Origin of the sequence: Streptomyces sp. NPDC006458 (assembly GCF_040612135.1) — a bacterium.
Classification (GTDB): domain Bacteria; phylum Actinomycetota; class Actinomycetes; order Streptomycetales; family Streptomycetaceae; genus Streptomyces.
Genome location: NZ_JBEXPR010000002.1, coordinates 170431 through 189937 on the forward strand (window position 1 = coordinate 170431; position 19507 = coordinate 189937).

A 19507-nucleotide genomic window follows, 5' to 3' on the forward strand; every position below is an offset into this window, starting at 1 on the left:
TATACTGATTCGTCCGATATTGGCCGATGACGGGTCAGTGCTTCGGTGCTGGCGGCACAGCGCACACAGCGCATTCATGAGGAGGCACTCCATGCGCGGAGCCACGCACGCCAAATGGGCCGCGAGCGCGGCGGCGATGGTCCTGGCGGCAACGGCCTGCGGGGGAGGCGGGGACGGCGGCGGGGGCAGCGGCGACACCGGCGCGGTGCTCAGCGCCTCCTGGGGTGACCCGCAGAACCCGCTGGAGCCGGCCAACACCAACGAGGTGCAGGGCGGCAAGGTCCTCGACATGATCTTCCGCAGCCTGAAGCGGTACAACCCGGAGACGGGCGCCGCCGAGGACATGCTGGCGGAGAAGATCGACACGTCCGACTCGCAGACCTTCACCATCACCGTCAAGAGCGGCTGGACCTTCTCCAACGGCGAGAAGGTCACCGCCCAGTCCTTCGTCGACGCCTGGAACTACGGCGCCAGCCTGAAGAACAACCAGAGGAACGCCTACTTCTTCGGGTACATCGAGGGCTACGACAAGGTCCACCCCGAGGACGGCAGCAAGCAGAGCGCCGACACCCTGTCCGGCCTGAAGGTGGTGAACGGGCAGACCTTCACCGTCAAGCTCACCCAGAAGTTCTCCACCTTCCCCGACACCCTCGGCTACCCGGCCTTCGCCCCGCTGCCGCAGGCGTTCTTCGACGATCACGCGGGCTGGCTGAGCAAGCCCGTCGGCAACGGGCCGTACACCATCGACTCGTACCAGAAGGGCTCGCAGATGTCCCTGCGCAAGTGGGACGCGTACCCGGGCGACGACAAGGCGGAGAACGGCGGGGTGGACCTGAAGGTCTACACGGACAACAACACCGCCTACACCGACCTGCTCGCGGGCAACCTGGACCTGGTCGACGACGTGCCCGCCAGCCAGCTGGCGAACGTCCAGAACGACCTGGGCGACCGCTACCTCAACACCCCGGCCGGCATCATCCAGACCCTGGCCTTCCCGTTCTACGACCCCGAGTGGAACACCTCGGGCTCGCAGAAGGTCCGCACCGGACTGTCCATGGCGATCAACCGCGACCAGATCACCAAGACGATCTTCCAGAACACCCGTACCCCCGCCACCGACTGGACCTCGCCCGTCCTCGGCACGGACGGCGGCTTCCAGGACGGCCTGTGCGGGGACGCCTGCAAGTACAACCCCGACGAGGCGAAGAAGCTCATCCAGGAGGGCGGCGGTCTGCCCGGCGGCCAGGTGAAGATCACCTACAACGCCGACACCGGCTCCCACAAGCAGTGGGTGGACGCGGTCTGCAACTCCATCAACAACGCCCTCGGCAACACCGAAGCGTGCGTGGGCAACCCGGTCGGCACATTCGCCGACTTCCGCACCCAGATCACCGACCAGAAGATGAGCGGACCGTTCCGGGCCGGCTGGCAGATGGACTACCCGCTGATCCAGAACTTCCTCCAGCCGCTCTACTACACCAACGCCTCCTCCAACGACGGCAAGTGGAGCAACAAGGAATTCGACAGCCTGGTGAACCAGGCCAACGCCGAGACCGACCAGGGCAAGGCCATCCAGATCTTCCAGCAGGCGGAGGGGGTCGTCCGCGACAACATGGCCGCCATCCCGCTGTGGTACCAGAACGGCTCGGCCGGTTTCTCGGAGCGGCTGTCGAACGTCAAACTCAACCCGTTCTCCGTTCCCGTCTACGACGAGATCAAGGTGAGCTGACCCGTCATGGGGCGCTACGTCCTGCGGCGACTGCTCCAGATGATCCCGGTGTTCATCGGGGCCACGCTGCTGATCTTCGTGATGGTGAACGTGATGGGCGACCCCATCGCGGGCCTGTGCGGTGAGCGGCAGTGCGATCCCGCCACCGCGGCACAGCTGGAGAAGGAGTTCGGTCTCGACAAGCCCCTGTGGCAGCAATACCTGACGTACCTGGGCAACATCTTCACCGGCGACTTCGGCACGGCCTTCAACGGCCAGGAGGTCACCGAGCTGATGGCGACGGCCTTCCCGGTGACCATCCGGCTGACGATCGTCGCCATCCTCTTCGAGATCGTCATCGGCATCTCCCTCGGCGTGCTGACCGGACTGCGCCGGGGACGGCCCGAGGACACCCTGGTCCTCGTCGGCACCCTCGTCGTCATTTCGATCCCCACCTTCGTCACCGGCCTGCTGCTCCAGCTGCTGCTCGGCGTCGAGTGGGGCTGGATCAGCCCGTCCGTCTCCTCGGACGCCCCGTTCGACGAACTCATCGTGCCCGGCCTCGTGCTGGCCTCCGTCTCGCTGGCGTACGTCACCCGGCTCACCCGCACCTCCATCGCGGAGAACCGGCGCTCCGACTACGTCCGCACCGCCGTCGCCAAGGGCCTGCCCCGACGCCGGGTCATCTCCCGGCACCTGCTGCGCAACTCCCTGATCCCGGTCGTCACCTTCATCGGCGCCGACATCGGCGCCCTGATGGGCGGCGCGATCGTCACCGAGCGGATCTTCAACATCCACGGCGTCGGTTACCAGCTCTACCAGGGCATCGTCCGGCACAACACGCAGACCGTCGTCGGCTTCGTGACCATCCTCGTCCTGGTCTTCCTGATCGCCAACCTGCTGGTCGACCTCCTGTACGCCGTACTCGACCCGAGGATCCGATATGCCTGAGCCCTACGACGGCGGCCGGGCCATCTCCGGCGCGGGAGCGGGAGGCGGAATGGATCTCGCCGCGGAAGAGGCCGAGACCTTGGAGAAGATTCCCGGCGGCCCGCAGGGCACCGGCCCCGCCGGCAAGCCGCGCAGTCTGTGGTCCGACGCCTGGCACGACCTGCGCCGCAACCCCGTCTTCATCATCGCCGGCCTGGTCATCGTCTTCCTGGTCTTCATCTCCCTGTGGCCGGGCGCCATCACCTGGATGAGCCCCCTGCAGTGCGACCTCGCCAAGGCGCAGCAGGGCTCCCAGCCCGGTCACCCCTTCGGCTTCGACGGCCAGGGCTGCGACGTGTACACCCGTACCGTCTACGGCGCCCGTACGTCCGTCTCGGTCGGCGTCTGCGCCTCGCTCGGGGTCGCGATCCTCGGCTCGGTGCTCGGCGGTCTCGCCGGCTTCTTCGGTGGCGGCTGGGACTCGATCCTGTCCCGGGTCACCGACATCTTCTTCGCCATCCCGGTCGTCCTCGGCGGTCTGGTCCTGCTGTCGGTGGTCACCAGCAACACCATCTGGCCGGTCATCGGCTTCATGGTGCTGCTCGGCTGGCCGCAGATCTCCCGCATCGCCCGCGGCTCCGTGATCACCGCCAAACAGAACGACTACGTCCAGGCCGCCCGTGCCCTCGGCGCCTCCAGCTCGCGCATGCTGCTGCGGCACATCACACCCAACGCGGTCGCGCCGGTCATCGTCGTGGCGACCATCGCGCTGGGCACCTACATCTCGCTGGAGGCGACCCTGTCCTACCTCGGTGTCGGTCTGAAGCCGCCGAGTGTGTCCTGGGGCATCGACATCTCCGCCGCCTCGCCCTACGTGCGCAACGCCCCGCACGCGCTGCTGTGGCCCTCCGGCGCGCTCGCCCTCACCGTCCTGGCCTTCATCATGCTCGGCGACGCGGTGCGCGACGCCCTCGACCCGAAGCTGAGGTGACGCCGCATGCTGCTCGAAGTCCGGGATCTGCACGTGGAGTTCAAGACCCGCGAGGGCATCGCCAAGGCCGTCAACGGTGTCACCTACTCCGTCGACGCCGGGGAGACCCTCGCCGTGCTCGGCGAGTCCGGATCCGGCAAGTCCGTCACCGCCCAGGCCATCATGGGCATCCTCGACATGCCGCCGGGCAGGATCAGCGGCGGCGAGATCCTCTTCCAGGGCAAGAGCCTGCTCAAGCTGAAGGAGGAGGAGCGGCGAAGGATCCGCGGCGCGGAGATGGCGATGATCTTCCAGGACGCGCTGTCCTCGCTGAACCCCGTGCTCTCCGTGGGGGACCAGCTCGGCGAGATGTTCACGGTGCACCGGGGCATGTCGAAGAAGGACGCCCGCGCCAAGGCCGTGGAGCTGATGGACCGGGTGCGCATCCCGGGCGCCAAGGAGCGGGTGCGCCAGTACCCCCACCAGTTCTCCGGCGGTATGCGCCAGCGCATCATGATCGCGATGGCGCTGGCCCTGGAACCGGCCCTGATCATCGCCGACGAGCCCACCACCGCGCTGGACGTCACCGTGCAGGCCCAGGTGATGGAGCTGCTCGCCGAGCTCCAGCGGGAGCTCAACATGGGGCTCATCCTGATCACCCACGACCTCGGAGTCGTCGCGGACGTGGCCGACCGCATCGCGGTGATGTACGCGGGCCGGATCGTCGAACAGGCGCCCGTCCACGACATCTACAAGGCCCCCGCCCACCCCTACACCAAGGGCCTGCTCGAATCCATCCCGCGCCTGGACCAGAAGGGCCAGGCGCTGTACGCCATCAAGGGCCTGCCGCCCAGCCTGCTGCACATCCCGCCCGGTTGCGCCTTCCACCCGCGCTGCCCGATGGCCCAGGACGTGTGCCGCACGGACGTGCCGCCGCTGTACGAGGTGAACGAGGAACGGGAGAGCGCCTGCCACTTCTGGAGGGAGTGCCTCAATGGCTGAGCCGATCATCGAGGTGAGCGGGCTCGTCAAGCACTACCCGCTCACCCGGGGCATCCTGTTCAAGAAGCAGATCGGCTCGGTCAAGGCCGTCGACGGGGTCGACTTCACCCTGTACAAGGGCGAGACCCTGGGCATCGTGGGGGAGTCGGGCTGCGGCAAGTCCACGGTCGCCAAGATGCTGGTCCACCTGGAGGAGCCGACCGCGGGCGAGATCCGCTACAAGGGCGAGAACATCTCCAGGCTGTCCGGCAAGGCCCTCAAGGCGGTCCGGCGCAACATCCAGATGGTCTTCCAGGACCCGTACACCTCGCTCAACCCCCGTATGACGGTGGGCGACATCATCGGGGAGCCGTACGAGATCCACCCCGAGGTGGCTCCCAAGGGCGACCGGCGCAAGCGGGTCCAGGACCTGCTGGACGTGGTCGGCCTCAACCCCGAGTACATCAACCGCTACCCCCACCAGTTCTCCGGCGGCCAGCGCCAGCGCATCGGCATCGCGCGCGGGCTGGCCCTGCGCCCCGAGGTGATCGTCGCCGACGAGCCGGTCTCCGCGCTCGACGTCTCCGTCCAGGCCCAGGTCATCAACCTTCTGGACCGTCTCCAGGCGGAGTTCGAGCTCAGCTACGTCTTCATCGCGCACGACCTCTCGATCGTCCGCCACATCTCCGACCGGGTCGGGGTGATGTACCTGGGCCGCATCGTCGAGATCGGCCGGGACGCCGAGATCTACGAGCACCCCACCCATCCCTACACCCAGGCCCTGCTCTCCGCGGTCCCGGTCCCCGACCCGGAGGCCCGCGAGCACCGGGAGCGCATCATCCTCGTGGGAGACGTCCCGTCGCCCACCCACATCCCCTCGGGCTGCCGCTTCCGCACCCGCTGTTTCAAGGCCCAGCCCCGCTGCGCCGAGGAGGTCCCCCTCCTGGCGATCCCGCCCCACCTGACCGCCCCCGGCGGCCCGGCCGCCCACGACTCGGCCTGTCTGTTCGCGGAGGAGAAGCAGGTGGTGCCACCGGAGGAGCCGGACAGCGGGCGGGCGGAGCCGGAGAAGGGGCAGGTGGCGCCGCCGGGGGAGCCGGGGAGCGGGTGGGCGGAGCCGGAGAAGGGGCAGGTGGCGCCGCCGGGGGAGCCGGGGAGCGGGTGGGCGCCGCCGCCGGTGGAGCCGGAAGGCGGACGGGCCGAGCCGCCCCGGGAACCGGGCGAGCCGGAGTAACACGCAGGCAACTCGTCTGACCCGATTCCGATATACGGACGCGCGAGGCTGAACAGCGTACGGCCGTGCGGGTGCCGTAAAAACGGGCCGGGGTGCGCCATGTCATCCCGGCCCGTCGGCGTGTCAGGCGAGGCCGAGGGAGCGCCTGAGGAAGTCGACCTGGAGCAGCAGGAGGTTCTCGGCGACCTGTTCCTGCGGGGTCATGTGGGTCACCCCGGACAGGGGCAGCACCTCGTGCGGGCGGCCGGCCGAGAGCAGGGCCGAGGACAGCCGCAGGGCGTGGGCGACGACCACGTTGTCGTCGGCGATCCCGTGCACGATCATCAGCGGCCGGTGCGGCTCGGCCGGGGCGGACAGGCCCTCGTCGGTGATGAGCGAGTTGGCGGCGTAGACCGCGGGTTCGGCGGCGGGGTCGCCGAGGTAGCGCTCGGTGTAGTGGGTGTCGTAGAGCCGCCAGTCCGTCACCGGGGCCCCGGCGATGCCCGCGTGGAAGACGTCGGGGCGCCGCAGCACGGCCAGCGCCGCGAGCCAGCCGCCGTACGACCAGCCGCGGATGGCCACCCGGGACAAATCCAGCGGGTGGGAGCGGGCGAGGTCGTGCAGCGCCTCGACCTGGTCGTCCAGGGAGGCCGTGAAGGCGTGGTGGATGCCCTTCTCCCAGGCGGGCGAGCGCCCGGGCGTCCCCCGTCCGTCGGCGACGAGCACCGCGAAGCCCTGATCGGCGAACCACTGGGAGGTCAGATGCGCGTTGTGCGCGGCGACCACCCGGGGCCCGTGCGGACCGCCGTAGGGGTCGAGCAGGACCGGCAGGGGAGTGACCCCGTCGTAGTCCGTAGGCATAAGCAGGGCGCACGGGATGCGCCGTGCGCCCCCCTGGGTGAACAGCATGCGCGGGGACAGACCAGGATCTTCCGCGTACGAGGTGACCGTCGCGCACTGCTTCCCGTCCCGCAGCACCCGCACCTGGGAGCCCGGCCGGTCCGGCGTCGCCGACACCAGCACGGTCACGCCCGCGGCACGCACGGCCGAGTGCACGCCGGGCTCCTCGGAAACACGCTCCACACCGAGCTCGTTGACCCGGTAGACATGGACCTCGCCGATCTCGGGGCTCGTCGCGTCCTCCCCGGCCGAGGCCGAGACCAGCACGTCGTCGTCCCCCACGTCGAGAACCGCCCGCACATGCAACTGCGCCCCGGTAAGGGGACGTTCGCCGACCGCCAGCACCCGCGCGCCGCCCTCGTCGGCGATCCGCACGAGCTGCCCGGAGGGCGACCAGCAGGGCACCCCGGCGAAAAGATCAAGCCAAATCGAGTCCTCGTCGGCGTGCACCATCCGGGTCGCGCCGGTGTCCGGGTCCACGGCCAGATACAGCTCGCTGCGCTGATCCCTGGCCTGTACCAGGAGCAAGGGCGCACCGGCATCTGACCAGTGCACATGCGCGAGATACGGGTACCGGGCCCGGTCCCAGACGACCTCGGTGCGGGCCCCGTCGAGGCCGAACACGAACAGCCGCACCTCCGCGTTGGCGGTCCCGGCCGCCGGGTAGGGCACGTGTTGTGGGTCACGTTCCGGCTGGGCCGGATCGGAGATCCACCACCGCCGCACCGGCGTGTCGTCCACCCGCGCGACCAGCAGCCGGTCCGATTCCGGAGACCACCAGAAACCGCGCGAACGCCCCATTTCCTCCGCCGCGATGAACTCGGCGAGCCCGTACGACACGCCGTCCGCCTCGGCGGAGGCCAGCGCCCGGTCCTCGGCCCCCTCCGCGCCCACGACCCGCAGGTCACCGCCCGCGACATAGGCCACCAGACGCCCGTCGGGGGCGGGTCGAGGGTCGATCACCGGCCCGGCGACGGGCAGTTCGCGCGTCGTGCCCGCCCGCAGCTCGGCCGCGAAGAGCCGGCCCGACAGGGTGAAGGCCGCCAACTCCAGCGCCCTGTCGGTGGCGTAGCCGACGATCCCGGCGCCGCCCTCCCGGCTGCGCTCGCGCCGCGCCCGCTCCTCGGGCGACAGGCGCTCCTCGCCGCCGCCCAGCAGGGCGCGGGGGTCGGCGGCGAGGTGTTCCCGGCCGTCCGCCAGGTCCAGCACCCACAGGGAGTTGGCCCGGTCGGTGCCGGAGGCCGACCGCAGGAACGCGACACGGGAACCGTCGGGCGCCACGGTGAAGGAACGCGGCGCGCCGAGCGTGAACCGCTGGGTGCGGGCGTGCCGTCGGGGGAAGGAGTCAGCAGGCTCGGTCGTCATGCCCCGACCCTATTGGCGATGATTGGCCATGCGCTCCCTTGCGCACCTGTGCGCCCAGCGATGCGCACGTACTCATAGCTATGATCACTAACGCTGTGTGGGTATGAACCCGCCGGCTCCTGTATGGATTTATGCGTTGGCCCGCTCTGTCGACCTGCTTCTGACTGGAGGTGAACCGCCGTGGCACTCTCGATTTCGGCGGTGGTGCTGCTGGCGATCATCGTCTTCATCCTGATCAAGAAGTCGGGACTGAAGGCCGGGCACGCAGTCATCTGCATGCTCCTGGGCTTCTACCTGGCCTCCTCGACGATCGCCCCCACGATCAGCGAGCTGACGACCAACATCGCCGGGATGATCGGGAGCATCAACTTCTGACGCGCCTGCTCCGCACCTGCCCGGCGCATGAGTCGCGCGGCTTGAGGGCTCCCGGGCGAGTGCGGGGTGGGACGGGGCGAGCCTCAGGAGGCGCCTTCTGAAGGCGCCGGGTGAGGGCGTCAGCCGGGCGGCGGGCGATCCGGTGGCGTCGCCCGCCTCGTAGGGTGGCCCCATGACGGAACTGCCCGAGCGTCGTCTGCTGCTGGTGCACGCGCACCCGGACGACGAGTCGATCAACAACGGCGCGACCATGGCCGCGTATGCCGCCCGGGGTGTGCGGGTGACTCTGGTGACCTGCACCCTGGGCGAGCTGGGTGAGGTCATTCCGGCGGACCTGCGGCATCTGAGCGGAGACGCTCTCGGGGAGTACCGGCTTCAGGAGCTCCGGGCCGCCATGGCGGCGCTCGGTGTCACCGACTTCCGCCAGCTCGGCGGGGCCGGGCGCTACCGCGACTCCGGGATGATGGGGCTGCCCGACAACGAGCACCCCGCCGCCTTCTGGCGGGCCGACGTGGACGAGGCCGCCGGGCATCTGCTCGATGTCGTCCGCGAGGTGCGGCCACAGGTCCTCGTCACCTACGACCCCGACGGCGGCTACGGCCACCCCGACCACATCCAGGCTCACCGCGTCGCCATGCGGGCGGTCGAACTGGCCGCGGCCGAGGGCCTGCCCGTGCGGCGCGTGTACTGGAACCGGGTGCCGCGCGGCATCGCCGACGCGGCATTCGCCCGCCTCCAGGAGGATCTGCCCGGACTCCCCTGGGAGAAGAGCGCCGCCGTCACGGACGTACCGGGCGTGGTCGACGACCAGCGGGTGACCACCCGCTTCGACGGCTCCGGCCAGGTCGCCGCCAAGGCCGCCGCGATGCGCGCGCACGCGACCCAGATCGAGGTCGCCGAGCCCTACTTCGTGCTGTCCAACGAGCTCGCCCAGCCGCTGTTCGCCGACGAGTACTACGAGTTGGTGCGCGGCGAGCGGGCCGAGGGCGACGACCAGGACCTGTTCGCCGGGATCGGGGAGGCACCGTGAACGACCGTCCCTCCACACTCGCGCAGCCGCTGCGCATGCCCTCCGTCGCTCGGATCGCCGTCCATGTACTGCTCTTCGCGCTGGGCGCCGTCGTCGGCGTGGCCGGGGCACTGGTGCAGGGCGGCTGGTTCCCCGGCGGGCTGCTGCTCGCGCTCGCGGGCGCGGCCGGACTGTTCCTCGGCGCGTCCCGGGCCACCGGAGGCCGCGGCGGTGCCTTGGCGAGCGGCGCCGGGTGGATGATCGCCGTCATCCTGCTCACCACCAGCCGCCCGGAAGGGGACTTCATGTTCGCCGCCGGCGGCGGCTCCTACCTCTTCCTCCTCGGCGGCATGGCCGTGGCTGTGATCTGCGCCACGCTTGCCCAGGGGCGGCAACCGGGCGGCTCCGCTGCCCGACTTGGGAAGTGACGTACCGCTTCGCCGTCGCGTGTGCGTGTCAGTCCCGTGTGGGTTTCCCTGCGGTCGCGGGATAAGCGTCACAAGCGGCCAGTATGGTGGTGCGCGCCGCCGAACGTCCCCCGGCGCTCGACTTGGCTCGGGCGGGGGGAAGCCCCCAAGCAGAGTGAGGTCGCAACGGGCGGCGGAGCCAACCGGGAGAACCTGCCTTGAGTCGTGAAACTGACAGTCCGTCCTCTGGGCCCAGCGGGCGCGGCGGAGCCGCATACCCCTCGGGTACGCCGCCGTACGGCACCCCCGTGGTCGCCGGCGCAGGCGCGGACGCGGGCCGTTCGCCCGCGCCGGAGGAACGTAAGACCGAGACCACGCTGACCACCCGTATCCGGATCAACATCCCCGGATCCCGGCCCATCCCGCCGGTCGTGGTGCGCAAGCCCGTCGGCGAGACCGAGAGCGGCGCCGCCGCCGGGGAGCCCGAGGCTCCCGCGAAGCCGGCCCGTACCGCCCCCGCCCCCGCTGCCGCCGAGGCTCCCACCGAGCCCGGGCCGGACGCGGAGGAGAAGACCAGCGACTGGTTCGCGCCGCGCAAGTCCGGTGCGGGCAAGCCGGGTCAGGGCGCCACCCCCGCCAACGGCACCCCCGCGCCCGCCGCTTCGGCCGCGCCCGCTGCGGCACCGCCGCTGCCCCCGCGCCGCGTCGCCGGTGGCCAGCGCCCCGCCGCGGGCCGTCCCGGCGGTGTGGTCGGCTCGGTGAGCATGCCGACCGGCTCCCGCCCCGGCGGCACCAACGGCGCCGGCCTGCCCGGCGCGACCGGCGGCCCGGTGGCCCCCGGTCACGGCGGCGGGACGGGCTCCTTCGACGTCACCGAGGCACTGGCGGCCGGCGCCGCCCGCCCCGGCGCCGAGGAGCCGCGCCGCGACGACCTGCCGTACTTCTCGGAGAACGCGCAGAACGCCCAGGCCCCCGAGCACGGGCACGCCCCGCAGAACGCCCAGGGCGCCCGCCCCGGCTACGGCGGCCCCGACGCACCCGGCGGTCCGCAGGGTCCCGCCGGTCCCGGTGGCGCGAGCGGCTTCAACGGCCCCGACGGCCGTGGCGGTCCGGGCGACCCCCAGGGCCCCGCGGGTCCCACCAGCGGCCCGGTGACCGGCGACGGCCCGGTCGTCCCGCCGGTCCACGGCGCCCCGGGCGCCCCGCGGCCGGTCCAGGCGGCTCCGCCCGGCGCCCCCGTCCCCGGCGCGGCCTACCCCGGCCACGGCCCCGGCGGCGGCCTCAGCGACGACACCGCGATCCTCACCCCGCAGAAGCCGGCCCCCGAACCGCCCGGCGGCTTCGCCGGCCCGGTCGACAACGTCTCCGGCCACACCGTCACCAGCGGTATCCCCGTCGTGCCCCCGGCCGCGCAGAACTTCGCCGGTCCGGCCACCGACGCGCCCCTGGCGCACACCCCGCCGAAGCTGCCCGAACCGGTGCGCAGCGCGCCCGCCGCGTCGCCGGCCCGGCCGAAGAAGAAGGGCCGAAACAAGCTGGTGCTGCTCGCCGGCTGCCTGATCGCCGTCGCGGGCGTGGCCTACGGCGCCGGACTGCTGATGAACCACTCCGACGTGCCCAAGGGCACCACCGTGCTCGGCGTGGACATCGGCGGCGGCACCCGCGACGAGGCCGTCCAGAAGCTCGAAGGGGCCTTCGGCGAGCGGGTCGGCAACCCGCTCAAGCTCTCGGTCGGCACGGGCACGGTCGCGCTGAAGCCGGACCAGGCGGGGCTGCAGTTCGACACCCAGGCCACCGTTCGCGAGGCCGCGACCAGTGACTACAACCCGATCTCGGTGATCGGCTCGCTGTTCGGCAACGAGCGCGTGGTCGAGCCGGTCATGCCGGTCGACGAGGAGAAGCTGCACTCCGCCCTGGAGGCGGCCTCCGGCGGCTCCGGCGCGGTGACCGAGGGCACGATCAGCTTCGCCTCGGGCAAGGCCGTCGCCGTCTACGGCAAGCCCGGCCAGGGCATCGCCGTCGACCAGGCCGGCCAGGCCGTCGAGGACGCCTTCCGCACCCAGGTCGAGACCGGCGCGGCCACGCCCGTGAAGGTCCCCACCACCACGCGGCAGCCGAGCATCAGCGACGCCGAGGTCGACCGCATGATGAAGGAGTTCGCGGAGCCCGCCCTCTCCGCCCTCGTCACCATCAAGGTCGACGACGCGCACAGGATCGACTTCGGCCCCGTCTCGCTGCCGAAGATCCTCGGAGTGAAGGCCGTCGACGGCAAGCTCGTCGACACGTACGACCTTGAGGCACTCCAGGCGGCCTACGGCAGCACTTTCGAGGGCGTCCAGATCGAAACGGCCACCGGCAAGCGCGACGTCCTCCCGCAGGATGTCGTGAACGCCCTGCGGCCGGCCCTGCGGGGCAAGACCGGGGCGGAACGCACGGGAATCATCGAGACGAACCCGAGCTGACCCAGGCCGAAGAGGCACAGGAGGGGGCACCGGCAACACAGCCGCTGCCCCCTTCCGCCGCCCCGGGGGGCGCGGGGAACTGCGCGAGAACCACCCACGACCCGCAAGCACCCACGACCCGCAGGCACGCGAGAGCCACCCGCGACCCGCAGGCAAAGGATCGGCGGGTGCCGCCGCGGGGGGCGCGGGGAACTGCGCGAGAGCCACGCACGACCCGCACGCACGCGAGAGCCACCCACGACCCGCAGGCAAGGGATCGGCGGGTGCCGTCCCGGGGGGCGCGGGGAACTGCGCGAGAACCACCCGCGACCCGCAGGCGCCCACGACCCGCAGCCACCCGCGACCCGCAGGCACCCGCGAACCACCCACGACCCGCACACACAGAATCACCAAGCAGGCGAAACCGTCAGTTCAGCAGGGCCCGGGCCGACAGCGCCTCACCGCGCACCCGCTCGGCCAGGGACTCGTCCACCACGGCGACCAACTCCGCATAGGTCTCCATCTCCTCGGCCCCGGCCACGAATTCGCCCCGTTTCACCAAGACCTGCCCCCGTTCGTACCGCAACCGCGCGGGATGCGAGGGCAGCAGCAGGGCCAACTCCACGGCCCACAACGCCACATCGGACCGCTCCGGCCGGGCGGCGGCCCAGACCCGGATGTTGTTGAGGATGCGGGAGACCACCTCCAGCGGCGTGCTGGGCACGAGCATGGACGGCTCCAGCGGAGCCCCCGTCGCCCCCACGACCAGCAGCTCAGCGTCGGGCCCCGTCAGTACCCGCCCCCCGTCGAACGGATCCGCGAGCACCTGCGACCCCGTGGGGCCGAAGCCGACCACGAAGTGCCCCGGCAGCGCGACCCCGTACACCGGCGCCCCGGCCCGCCGCGCCACCTCGATCCACACCACGGACAGCAGGATCGGCAGCCCCCTGCGCCGCCGCAGGACCTCGTGCAGCAGGGACGACTCCAGCCGCTGGTAGTCCGCGGGCGTCCCGTGGAACCCGAGCCGCTCGCCGAGCAGCTCCCGCACGGCCACCGCCCACGCGTGCGGCGACCCAGGCCGGTACGGCAGCCGCCCGGCGAGCTCGTCCAGCTCGACCTGCACCGCGTCCATGCCCGCCTCGTCCAGCGTCCGGTCCGCCTGCGCGGCGACCAGCAGGCACAGCAGCGTCAGGTCGGGCCGCTCGGAGCGGGCCTCCTCGGTGAAGCGGCGGCGCAGCTCGGCGGATCGCTCGGGGGTCGGCGGAGTGGGGGGACGCATATGTGGCTGGTGCCCTCTCAGAGTGATCGATAGGGCCTGTCCGGGGAATTCCCGCTCGGTGCGCGGCGTCGGACAGGCTCTACCGGCCCGCGCCGGATGTTCCGGGCGCGCGGTAGTGGTGGTAGGTGTGGTGCGCGGCGAAGCCCATGCCGGCGTACAGGGCGCGGGCCGGGGCGTTGTCGGTCTCGACCTGGAGCCACGCGGCAAAGGCGCCCTCGTCGAGTGCCTGGCGGGCCAGCGCGGCCATCACGGCCGTGCCCAGGCCCTCGCGCCGCCGCGCGGGGTCGACCTCGACGGCGGCGAACCCGGCCCAGCGACCGTCCACCACCAGCCGCCCGATCGCGGCGGGGACGCCGCCCTCGCCCGGCACGGACGCGAACCACACGGAGGGTCCGCCGCCCAGCACCCGCAGTGCCACCTCGCCCAGCCCCTTGCGCTGGTAGCGCGTGAGCCAGGCCTCGTCGGCGGTCCGCGCCAGCGACACACCGCCGGGCTCGCCCACGTCGGCGACCGGCGCCAGGGGCCCGATCCACAGTTCGGCGCTCACCTCGTTCACCCAGCCGCGCTCCGCCAGCTCCGCGCTCAGCAGCTCCTGGGTGCCCTCGGCTCCGGTGGCGGTCTGTACATAGGCGGGCAGGCCGCGGTCGCCGTACCAGCGCCGTACGGCCGTCAGGGCGTCGTCCAGCGGCAGGCCCGGGTCGCCGAGCGGCAGCACCGAGTTGGCGCGCCGGGTGAATCCGGCGGCGGCGCGCAGCTCCCACGCGCCGAGCCGCTCGCTCTCCACCGGCCGCCAGGCCCGCGAGGACACCCGGGCGAGCTCTTCGTAGGAGGCGGCGGGGCCCCTGTGGCGGGCGGGGGCAGTCGGCACATGGCGCGCGGCGCCTCCTCCAGGGGCGGTGGTCGGCCGGCGGGCGGGCACGACCTTGCCCGCGACCAGGGAGGATGCCTTGATCCGGACGCGTTCGCCGTCCCGCTTTGTGATCACCAGCACACCGTCGTCCCATGATGTGAGAACACCCACCGTGTCGGTGAATTTCCCTGCCGAGTCGTCGGTGTCCCTCAACCGCCGTACCGAGACGCGTTTACCCACGTCAGCAGCGGTGACGCGGACCTCAAGGCGGCCTGCCGCAGAGAATTCCACAGGTCGGTTCACCCCTCCTGTTCGGATCGTGCCCAAGAACGGAGATACTAGGGGCGGGCATCGACGACGCCGCGCTCCCGCGCGCCAGGCGGCGGAGCCTGAGGAGGCCCGCCAGCGCCCTATCGAGGAGGAACGACAGCGTGACCTACGTCATCGCGCAGCCTTGTGTCGACGTGAAGGACAAGGCGTGCATCGAGGAGTGCCCGGTCGACTGCATCTACGAGGGCCAGCGGTCCTTGTACATCCACCCGGACGAATGCGTCGACTGTGGTGCCTGTGAGCCGGTCTGCCCGGTCGAGGCGATCTTCTACGAGGACGACACTCCGGAGGAGTGGAAGGACTACTACAAGGCGAACGTCGAGTTCTTCGACGAGCTGGGCTCCCCGGGCGGCGCCAGCAAGCTGGGTCTGATCGAGCGCGACCACCCCTTCATCGCCGCGCTCCCGCCGCAGAACGGCTGACGGCGGCCCGTCGCACCGGCGTGGCCTCGGTCCCGTACGTCCTGATCACCGTCCTGATCGCCGTACGGGACCGAGGCGTTTGCCGTGCCGGGCGTCCCCGTCGCAGCAGGCGTCCCCGGCGTACCAGAAAGTGAGCCAAGCACTCGTGTCCGCTCCCTCCGACCGACTTCCCACGTTTCCCTGGGACAAGCTGGAGCCGTACAAGAAGACGGCCGCCGCGCACCCGGACGGCATCGTCGACCTGTCGGTCGGCACCCCGGTCGACCCGGTCCCCGAGCTGATCCAGAAGGCGCTGATCGGCGCGGCCGACTCCCCGGGCTATCCGACGGTCTGGGGCACGCCCGAGCTGCGGGACGCGCTCACCGGCTGGGTGACGCGCCGGCTGGGCGCCCGTGACGTCACGCACCGCCATGTGCTGCCGATCGTCGGCTCCAAGGAGCTGGTGGCCTGGCTGCCGACCCAGCTCGGCCTCGGCCCCGGCGACAGGGTCGCGTATCCGCGCCTCGCCTACCCGACGTACGAGGTCGGCGCCCGGCTGGCGCGCGCGGAGTACGAGGTCTACGACGACCCGACCGAGCTGGACCCGGCCGGGCTGAAGCTGCTCTGGCTCAACTCGCCGTCCAACCCGACCGGCCAGGTGCTCTCCAAGGAGGAGCTGACCCGGATCGTCGCGTGGGCCCGCGAGCACGGCGTGCTGGTCTTCTCCGACGAGTGCTACCTGGAGCTGGGCTGGGAGGCCGACCCGGTCTCGGTGCTGCACCCGGACGTCAACGGCGGCTCGTACGACGGCCTCGTCTCGGTGCACTCGCTGTCCAAGCGCTCCAACCTGGCGGGCTACCGGGCCGCGTTCCTGGCCGGTGACCCGGCGGTGCTCGGCCCGCTGCTGGAGATCCGCAAGCACGGCGGCATGATGACGTCCGCGCCGACCCAGGCGGCCGTGGTGGCCGCGCTCGGCGACGACACGCATGTGGCGGAGCAGCGCGAGCGCTACGCCGCCCGTCGCGCGGCCCTGCGGGAGGCCCTGCTCGCGCACGGTTTCCGGATCGAGCACAGCGAGGCCAGCCTCTACCTGTGGGCGACCCGTGACGAGTCCTGCTGGGACACCGTCGCCCACCTCGCCGAGCGCGGCATCCTGGTCGCCCCCGGCGACTTCTACGGCACGGCCGGCGAGCGGTTCGTGCGCGTGGCGATGACGGCGTCGGACGAGCGGGTGGCCGCGGCCGTGAAGCGGCTGACCGCCTGACGGGCCATACCTGGCACACGGCGGCGGGGCCCGGGGAGTCGTTCCCCGGGCCCCGCCGCCGTCTGCCGGTCCGGGCTCAGCCCAGCGGCAGGCTGCTGACCGGCAGGGAGCCGGTGGGCAGGCCGCCGCCCGGGGTGAGGGAGTCGGTGGGCAGTCCGCCCTTGGTGGCGCCGCCGGCCGCGTCACCGACGAGGTCACCGGTGGTGCCGGCCGCCTCCCCGGCGGTCTTCTGCACGGCGGGAGTGGCCGTCTTCGCGGCCTTGCCGCCGGTCTTGCCCACGGCCGGGACGGACTTCTCGACGGTCTGGCCGCCGGTCGCGCCCGCGAGGCCGGTGACGTTGCGGGCCGCCCCGTCGGCGGTGGTGCCGAGGCTCGCCGTGTCAGGGGTGGCGAGGCCGGTCAGGTTCGGGGTCTGGGGCAGTTCGGGGGCCGCGCTCGCGGAGCCGGCCGCACCGACCCCGGCCGCCGCCCCCGCAGCGACGAGCAGCGCGGCACGGGCGATCCGGCGGGAGAGGGGGAGGGTCATGATGCTCCTTCGACGGGAGAGAACGTGGAATGTGTCCGGCCGCGCCAGGCTGTTGACGGGGCGCGGACACCGTGACTACCGCTCGAAGTCCGCCGAGGTTGCGGCGGGATAACGTAAAGAGTTGGTAGTGCGTCGCATTATCTGCTGTGGATAAAAACGGGCAAAGGGAGTCTGTGGCTCAGGTTTGCGGAATCCTTACGGCCCTTGCTCTCCAAGGGTTTCGGCGTTCGCGGGAGTGACGTCGCGAAAACCTGCGCACATCTCCGGCCCCGGCGCACCGCATGACCCCTGCGGGTGAGGTGTCGTACTAGTGCACGGTGACGATTCGTACGGCGTCCGACGCGGCCGCCGACGGACGCCATTCGCTGTCGGTGGTGCCCGCGGTCCACTCCCGGCCGCCGTACGACACCCGTTCGACGCGCAGGGCCGAGGCGTTGGCCACCGCCCAGTGCGCGACCTGCCAGCCGTGCTCGCGGCCCTCCACCGGCACGGTCACCGTCCGCCCGCTGGTCCTGGCCGCACCGGCGGCGCCGGTCGCGCCGGTCGCGCCGACCTCCGCGCCCGCCTGGGCCATCGCGTCGCGCCCGAAGTCCCGCACCAGCGCCGAGCGCACCGCGTCCGGGCCCGTGCCGCCGCCATCGCCCACCGCACGGCCCTCGCAGGTCAGCGTGGCCGCCGCGCGCCCGGTCAACGCGGCCGCGAGCAGCGTGGCGTCCCGCTCGTGCTTGGCGTACGCCAGCGGATAGCCGCTGCGCTGCACCCGCTGAGCGGCGTCGGTGAGCCGCAGCTTCTCGTAGTCGGGCACCTTCTCCAGGTGCTCGTAGAACACGCCCGCCGCGTACGCCGGGTCCATGATCTGCCGCGGTGTGCCCCAGCCCTGCGAGGGCCGCTGCTGGAACAGGCCCAGCGAGTCGCGGTCGCCGTGCTCGATGTTGCGCAGCGCCGACTCCTGCAGGGCGGTGGCCAGCGCGATCGTCACCGCCCGCTCCGGCAGCCCCCGGTTCACGCCCACGGCCGTGATCGTCGCCGCGTTCACCGCCTGCTCCGGCGTGAACTCGTACGCGGTGCCGTCCCCGTCGGCCGCGACGACCCGGCAGTCCGGCGCACCGGCGCCGCCGCTGACGTACTGCACGACGAGATAGCCCGCGAGCGCGAGCAGCACGAGCAGCGCCGCGCCGGAACGGCTGCGACGCCTCGGGGTGGTGGGGAACTGCTCGGACACGCCGTACAAGGTAGCGGAGCCTGTCCGACCTGCGGCGTGCCGGTTGGACAAAACACCCGGAACGGGTGTGCGGAGGACGGGCGGGCGGGTTCGGGCAGAGGTGTGCGGGGGACGGGACAGGGCGCTCGGGCACGGGTGCGTGGGGGACGGGACAGGGCGCTCGGGCCGGAGTGTGCGGGGGACGGGACCGAGGCTCGGGCAGGGGTGTGGGGGGCCGTGGAGGGTTAGGGTCGAGGCCATGGCCGATACCCCGCTTGACCTCACTCTGGACGCCGCCCTGCTGACCGCGCAGCTCGTGGACTTCCCCTCCGAGAGCGGCACCGAGAAGCCCCTCGCGGACGCCGTCGAGAGCGCCCTGCGCTCCCTGCCGCACCTCAGGGTCGACCGCTACGGCAACAACGTCGTCGCCCGCACGAACCTCGGCCGGTCCGAGCGCGTGATCCTTGCCGGGCACATCGACACCGTCCCCATCGCGGACAACGTCCCCTCGCGCCTGGACGAGAACGGCGTGCTGTGGGGCTGCGGCACCTGCGACATGAAGGCGGGCGTCGCGGTCCAGCTGCGCATCGCGGCCACCGTCCCGGAGCCCAACCGCGACCTGACGTTCGTCTTCTACGACAACGAGGAGGTCGCCGCCGACCTCAACGGCCTCAAGCATGTCGCCGACAGGCACCCGGACTGGCTGGCCGGCGACTTCGCGGTGCTGCTGGAGCCGTCCGACGGCGAGGTCGAGGGCGGCTGTCAGGGCACGCTGCGGGTGCTGCTGAGGACCAAGGGCGAGCGTGCCCACTCCGCGCGCAGCTGGATGGGCTCCAACGCCATCCACGCCGCCGCCCCGATCCTGGCCCGCCTCGCCGCCTACGAGCCGCGCCACCCTGTCATCGACGGCCTGGAGTACCGCGAGGGCCTGAACGCCGTGCGCATCGAGGGCGGCGTGGCCGGCAACGTCATCCCCGACGAGTGCGTGGTCGCCGTCAACTTCCGCTACGCGCCCGACCGCACGCCCGAGGAGGCCGTCGCGCACGTGCGGGAGGTGTTCGCGGACTGCGGTGTCGAGGAGTTCGTCGTCGACGACCACAGCGGCGCCGCCCTGCCCGGCCTGTCCCACCCGGCCGCCGTCGAGTTCATCAAGGCCGTGGGCGGCACCCCGCAGCCCAAGTACGGCTGGACGGACGTGTCCCGCTTCAGCGCCCTCGGCGTCCCGGCCGTGAACTACGGTCCGGGCAATCCGCACCTGGCCCACAAGCGCGACGAACGCGTCGAGACGGCGAAGATCCTCGCGGGCGAGGAGCGCCTGCGGAACTGGCTCACGGCCTGACCGCGTCCCGGTGATCGA

Annotated in this window: 17 protein-coding genes; 12 read left to right on the top strand and 5 right to left on the bottom strand. The window is 71.9% G+C overall.

Features of this window, described 5'->3' with window-relative positions:
• Positions 1 to 91: 91 nt before the first annotated feature.
• From ABZZ79_RS04035 to ABZZ79_RS04055, 5 genes are read left to right on the top strand one after another with little or no spacing between them, the layout of a single operon-like run.
• A complete protein-coding gene (locus ABZZ79_RS04035; protein WP_356686210.1) occupies positions 92 to 1729 on the top strand; it encodes an ABC transporter substrate-binding protein in 1638 nt (545 codons plus the stop codon).
• 6 nt (positions 1730 to 1735) lie between these two features.
• On the top strand, positions 1736 to 2659 hold the full coding sequence (locus ABZZ79_RS04040; protein WP_356686212.1) for an ABC transporter permease: 924 nt from the start codon (positions 1736 to 1738) through the stop codon (positions 2657 to 2659).
• Positions 2652 to 3629: an ABC transporter permease gene (locus ABZZ79_RS04045; protein ID WP_356686214.1), complete on the top strand. Its 978-nt coding sequence runs from the start codon at positions 2652 to 2654 to the stop codon at positions 3627 to 3629. The genes ABZZ79_RS04040 and ABZZ79_RS04045 overlap by 8 nt, the downstream gene beginning before the upstream one ends.
• Before the next feature lie 6 nt (positions 3630 to 3635).
• Positions 3636 to 4610: an ABC transporter ATP-binding protein gene (locus tag ABZZ79_RS04050; RefSeq protein WP_356686216.1), complete on the top strand. Its 975-nt coding sequence runs from the start codon at positions 3636 to 3638 to the stop codon at positions 4608 to 4610.
• On the top strand, positions 4603 to 5823 hold the full coding sequence (locus tag ABZZ79_RS04055) for a dipeptide ABC transporter ATP-binding protein (protein WP_356686218.1): 1221 nt from the start codon (positions 4603 to 4605) through the stop codon (positions 5821 to 5823). The genes ABZZ79_RS04050 and ABZZ79_RS04055 overlap by 8 nt, the downstream gene beginning before the upstream one ends.
• A gap of 123 nt (positions 5824 to 5946) precedes the next feature.
• Here the strand turns inward: ABZZ79_RS04055 and ABZZ79_RS04060 are convergent, their stop codons facing one another.
• On the bottom strand, positions 5947 to 8067 hold the full coding sequence (locus ABZZ79_RS04060) for a prolyl oligopeptidase family serine peptidase (RefSeq protein ID WP_356686220.1): 2121 nt from the start codon (positions 8065 to 8067) through the stop codon (positions 5947 to 5949).
• A gap of 180 nt (positions 8068 to 8247) precedes the next feature.
• On the opposite strand from ABZZ79_RS04060, the gene ABZZ79_RS04065 reads away from it, so the two are divergent.
• From ABZZ79_RS04065 to ABZZ79_RS04080, 4 genes are all read left to right on the top strand, one after another.
• Positions 8248 to 8442 (top strand): hypothetical protein, encoded by a 195-nt coding sequence (locus ABZZ79_RS04065; RefSeq protein WP_356686222.1) that lies wholly within the window; start codon positions 8248 to 8250, stop codon positions 8440 to 8442.
• Positions 8443 to 8614: 172 nt separating this feature from the next.
• The gene (gene mshB / locus ABZZ79_RS04070; protein ID WP_356686224.1) at positions 8615 to 9472 is read left to right on the top strand and encodes an N-acetyl-1-D-myo-inositol-2-amino-2-deoxy-alpha-D-glucopyranoside deacetylase; all 858 of its coding nucleotides are present in this window, start codon (positions 8615 to 8617) and stop codon (positions 9470 to 9472) included.
• Positions 9469 to 9879 carry a DUF6113 family protein gene (locus ABZZ79_RS04075; RefSeq protein WP_356686226.1) on the top strand — a complete coding sequence of 137 codons (411 nt, stop codon included), beginning with the start codon at positions 9469 to 9471 and terminating at the stop codon, positions 9877 to 9879. The genes mshB and ABZZ79_RS04075 overlap by 4 nt, the downstream gene beginning before the upstream one ends.
• Positions 9880 to 10076: 197 nt before the next feature.
• On the top strand, positions 10077 to 12320 hold the full coding sequence (locus tag ABZZ79_RS04080) for a hypothetical protein (RefSeq protein WP_356686228.1): 2244 nt from the start codon (positions 10077 to 10079) through the stop codon (positions 12318 to 12320).
• 406 nt (positions 12321 to 12726) lie between these two features.
• On the opposite strand, the gene ABZZ79_RS04085 is transcribed toward ABZZ79_RS04080, so the two are convergent.
• Complete coding sequence (locus ABZZ79_RS04085; protein WP_356686230.1) at positions 12727 to 13578, bottom strand: transglutaminase-like domain-containing protein; 852 nt, start codon at positions 13576 to 13578, stop codon at positions 12727 to 12729.
• 79 nt (positions 13579 to 13657) lie between these two features.
• A complete protein-coding gene (locus ABZZ79_RS04090; protein WP_356686232.1) occupies positions 13658 to 14719 on the bottom strand; it encodes a GNAT family N-acetyltransferase in 1062 nt (353 codons plus the stop codon).
• Positions 14720 to 14859: 140 nt separating this feature from the next.
• Between ABZZ79_RS04090 and fdxA the strand changes: the two genes are divergently transcribed.
• Together fdxA and ABZZ79_RS04100 are read left to right on the top strand one after the other, a co-directional pair.
• Positions 14860 to 15180: a ferredoxin gene (gene fdxA / locus ABZZ79_RS04095; RefSeq protein WP_010474859.1), complete on the top strand. Its 321-nt coding sequence runs from the start codon at positions 14860 to 14862 to the stop codon at positions 15178 to 15180.
• A 145-nt stretch (positions 15181 to 15325) separates the two neighbouring features.
• A complete protein-coding gene (locus tag ABZZ79_RS04100; RefSeq protein WP_356686234.1) occupies positions 15326 to 16423 on the top strand; it encodes a bifunctional succinyldiaminopimelate transaminase/glutamate-prephenate aminotransferase in 1098 nt (365 codons plus the stop codon).
• Between the two features lie 76 nt (positions 16424 to 16499).
• Here the strand turns inward: ABZZ79_RS04100 and ABZZ79_RS04105 are convergent, their stop codons facing one another.
• The gene (locus tag ABZZ79_RS04105; RefSeq protein WP_356686236.1) at positions 16500 to 16949 is read right to left on the bottom strand and encodes an ATP-binding protein; all 450 of its coding nucleotides are present in this window, start codon (positions 16947 to 16949) and stop codon (positions 16500 to 16502) included.
• Positions 16950 to 17256: 307 nt separating this feature from the next.
• Entirely contained in the window at positions 17257 to 18171 is a 915-nt protein-coding gene (locus ABZZ79_RS04110; protein ID WP_356686238.1) for a heavy metal transporter, read from the bottom strand.
• Positions 18172 to 18409: 238 nt separating this feature from the next.
• On the opposite strand from ABZZ79_RS04110, the gene dapE reads away from it, so the two are divergent.
• A complete protein-coding gene (gene dapE / locus ABZZ79_RS04115; protein WP_356686240.1) occupies positions 18410 to 19489 on the top strand; it encodes a succinyl-diaminopimelate desuccinylase in 1080 nt (359 codons plus the stop codon).
• Positions 19490 to 19507 lie beyond the last annotated feature (18 nt).

Coding starts and splice junctions, on each gene's coding strand:
- ABZZ79_RS04035 (WP_356686210.1), top strand. CDS start 92: ATGCGCGGAGCCACGCACGCCAAATGGGCCGCGAGCGCGGCGGCGATG.
- ABZZ79_RS04040 (WP_356686212.1), top strand. CDS start 1,736: ATGGGGCGCTACGTCCTGCGGCGACTGCTCCAGATGATCCCGGTGTTC.
- ABZZ79_RS04045 (WP_356686214.1), top strand. CDS start 2,652: ATGCCTGAGCCCTACGACGGCGGCCGGGCCATCTCCGGCGCGGGAGCG.
- ABZZ79_RS04050 (WP_356686216.1), top strand. CDS start 3,636: ATGCTGCTCGAAGTCCGGGATCTGCACGTGGAGTTCAAGACCCGCGAG.
- ABZZ79_RS04055 (WP_356686218.1), top strand. CDS start 4,603: ATGGCTGAGCCGATCATCGAGGTGAGCGGGCTCGTCAAGCACTACCCG.
- ABZZ79_RS04060 (WP_356686220.1), bottom strand. CDS start 8,067: ATGACGACCGAGCCTGCTGACTCCTTCCCCCGACGGCACGCCCGCACC.
- mshB (WP_356686224.1), top strand. CDS start 8,615: ATGACGGAACTGCCCGAGCGTCGTCTGCTGCTGGTGCACGCGCACCCG.
- ABZZ79_RS04085 (WP_356686230.1), bottom strand. CDS start 13,578: ATGCGTCCCCCCACTCCGCCGACCCCCGAGCGATCCGCCGAGCTGCGC.
- ABZZ79_RS04105 (WP_356686236.1), bottom strand. CDS start 16,949: ATGACCCTCCCCCTCTCCCGCCGGATCGCCCGTGCCGCGCTGCTCGTC.
- dapE (WP_356686240.1), top strand. CDS start 18,410: ATGGCCGATACCCCGCTTGACCTCACTCTGGACGCCGCCCTGCTGACC.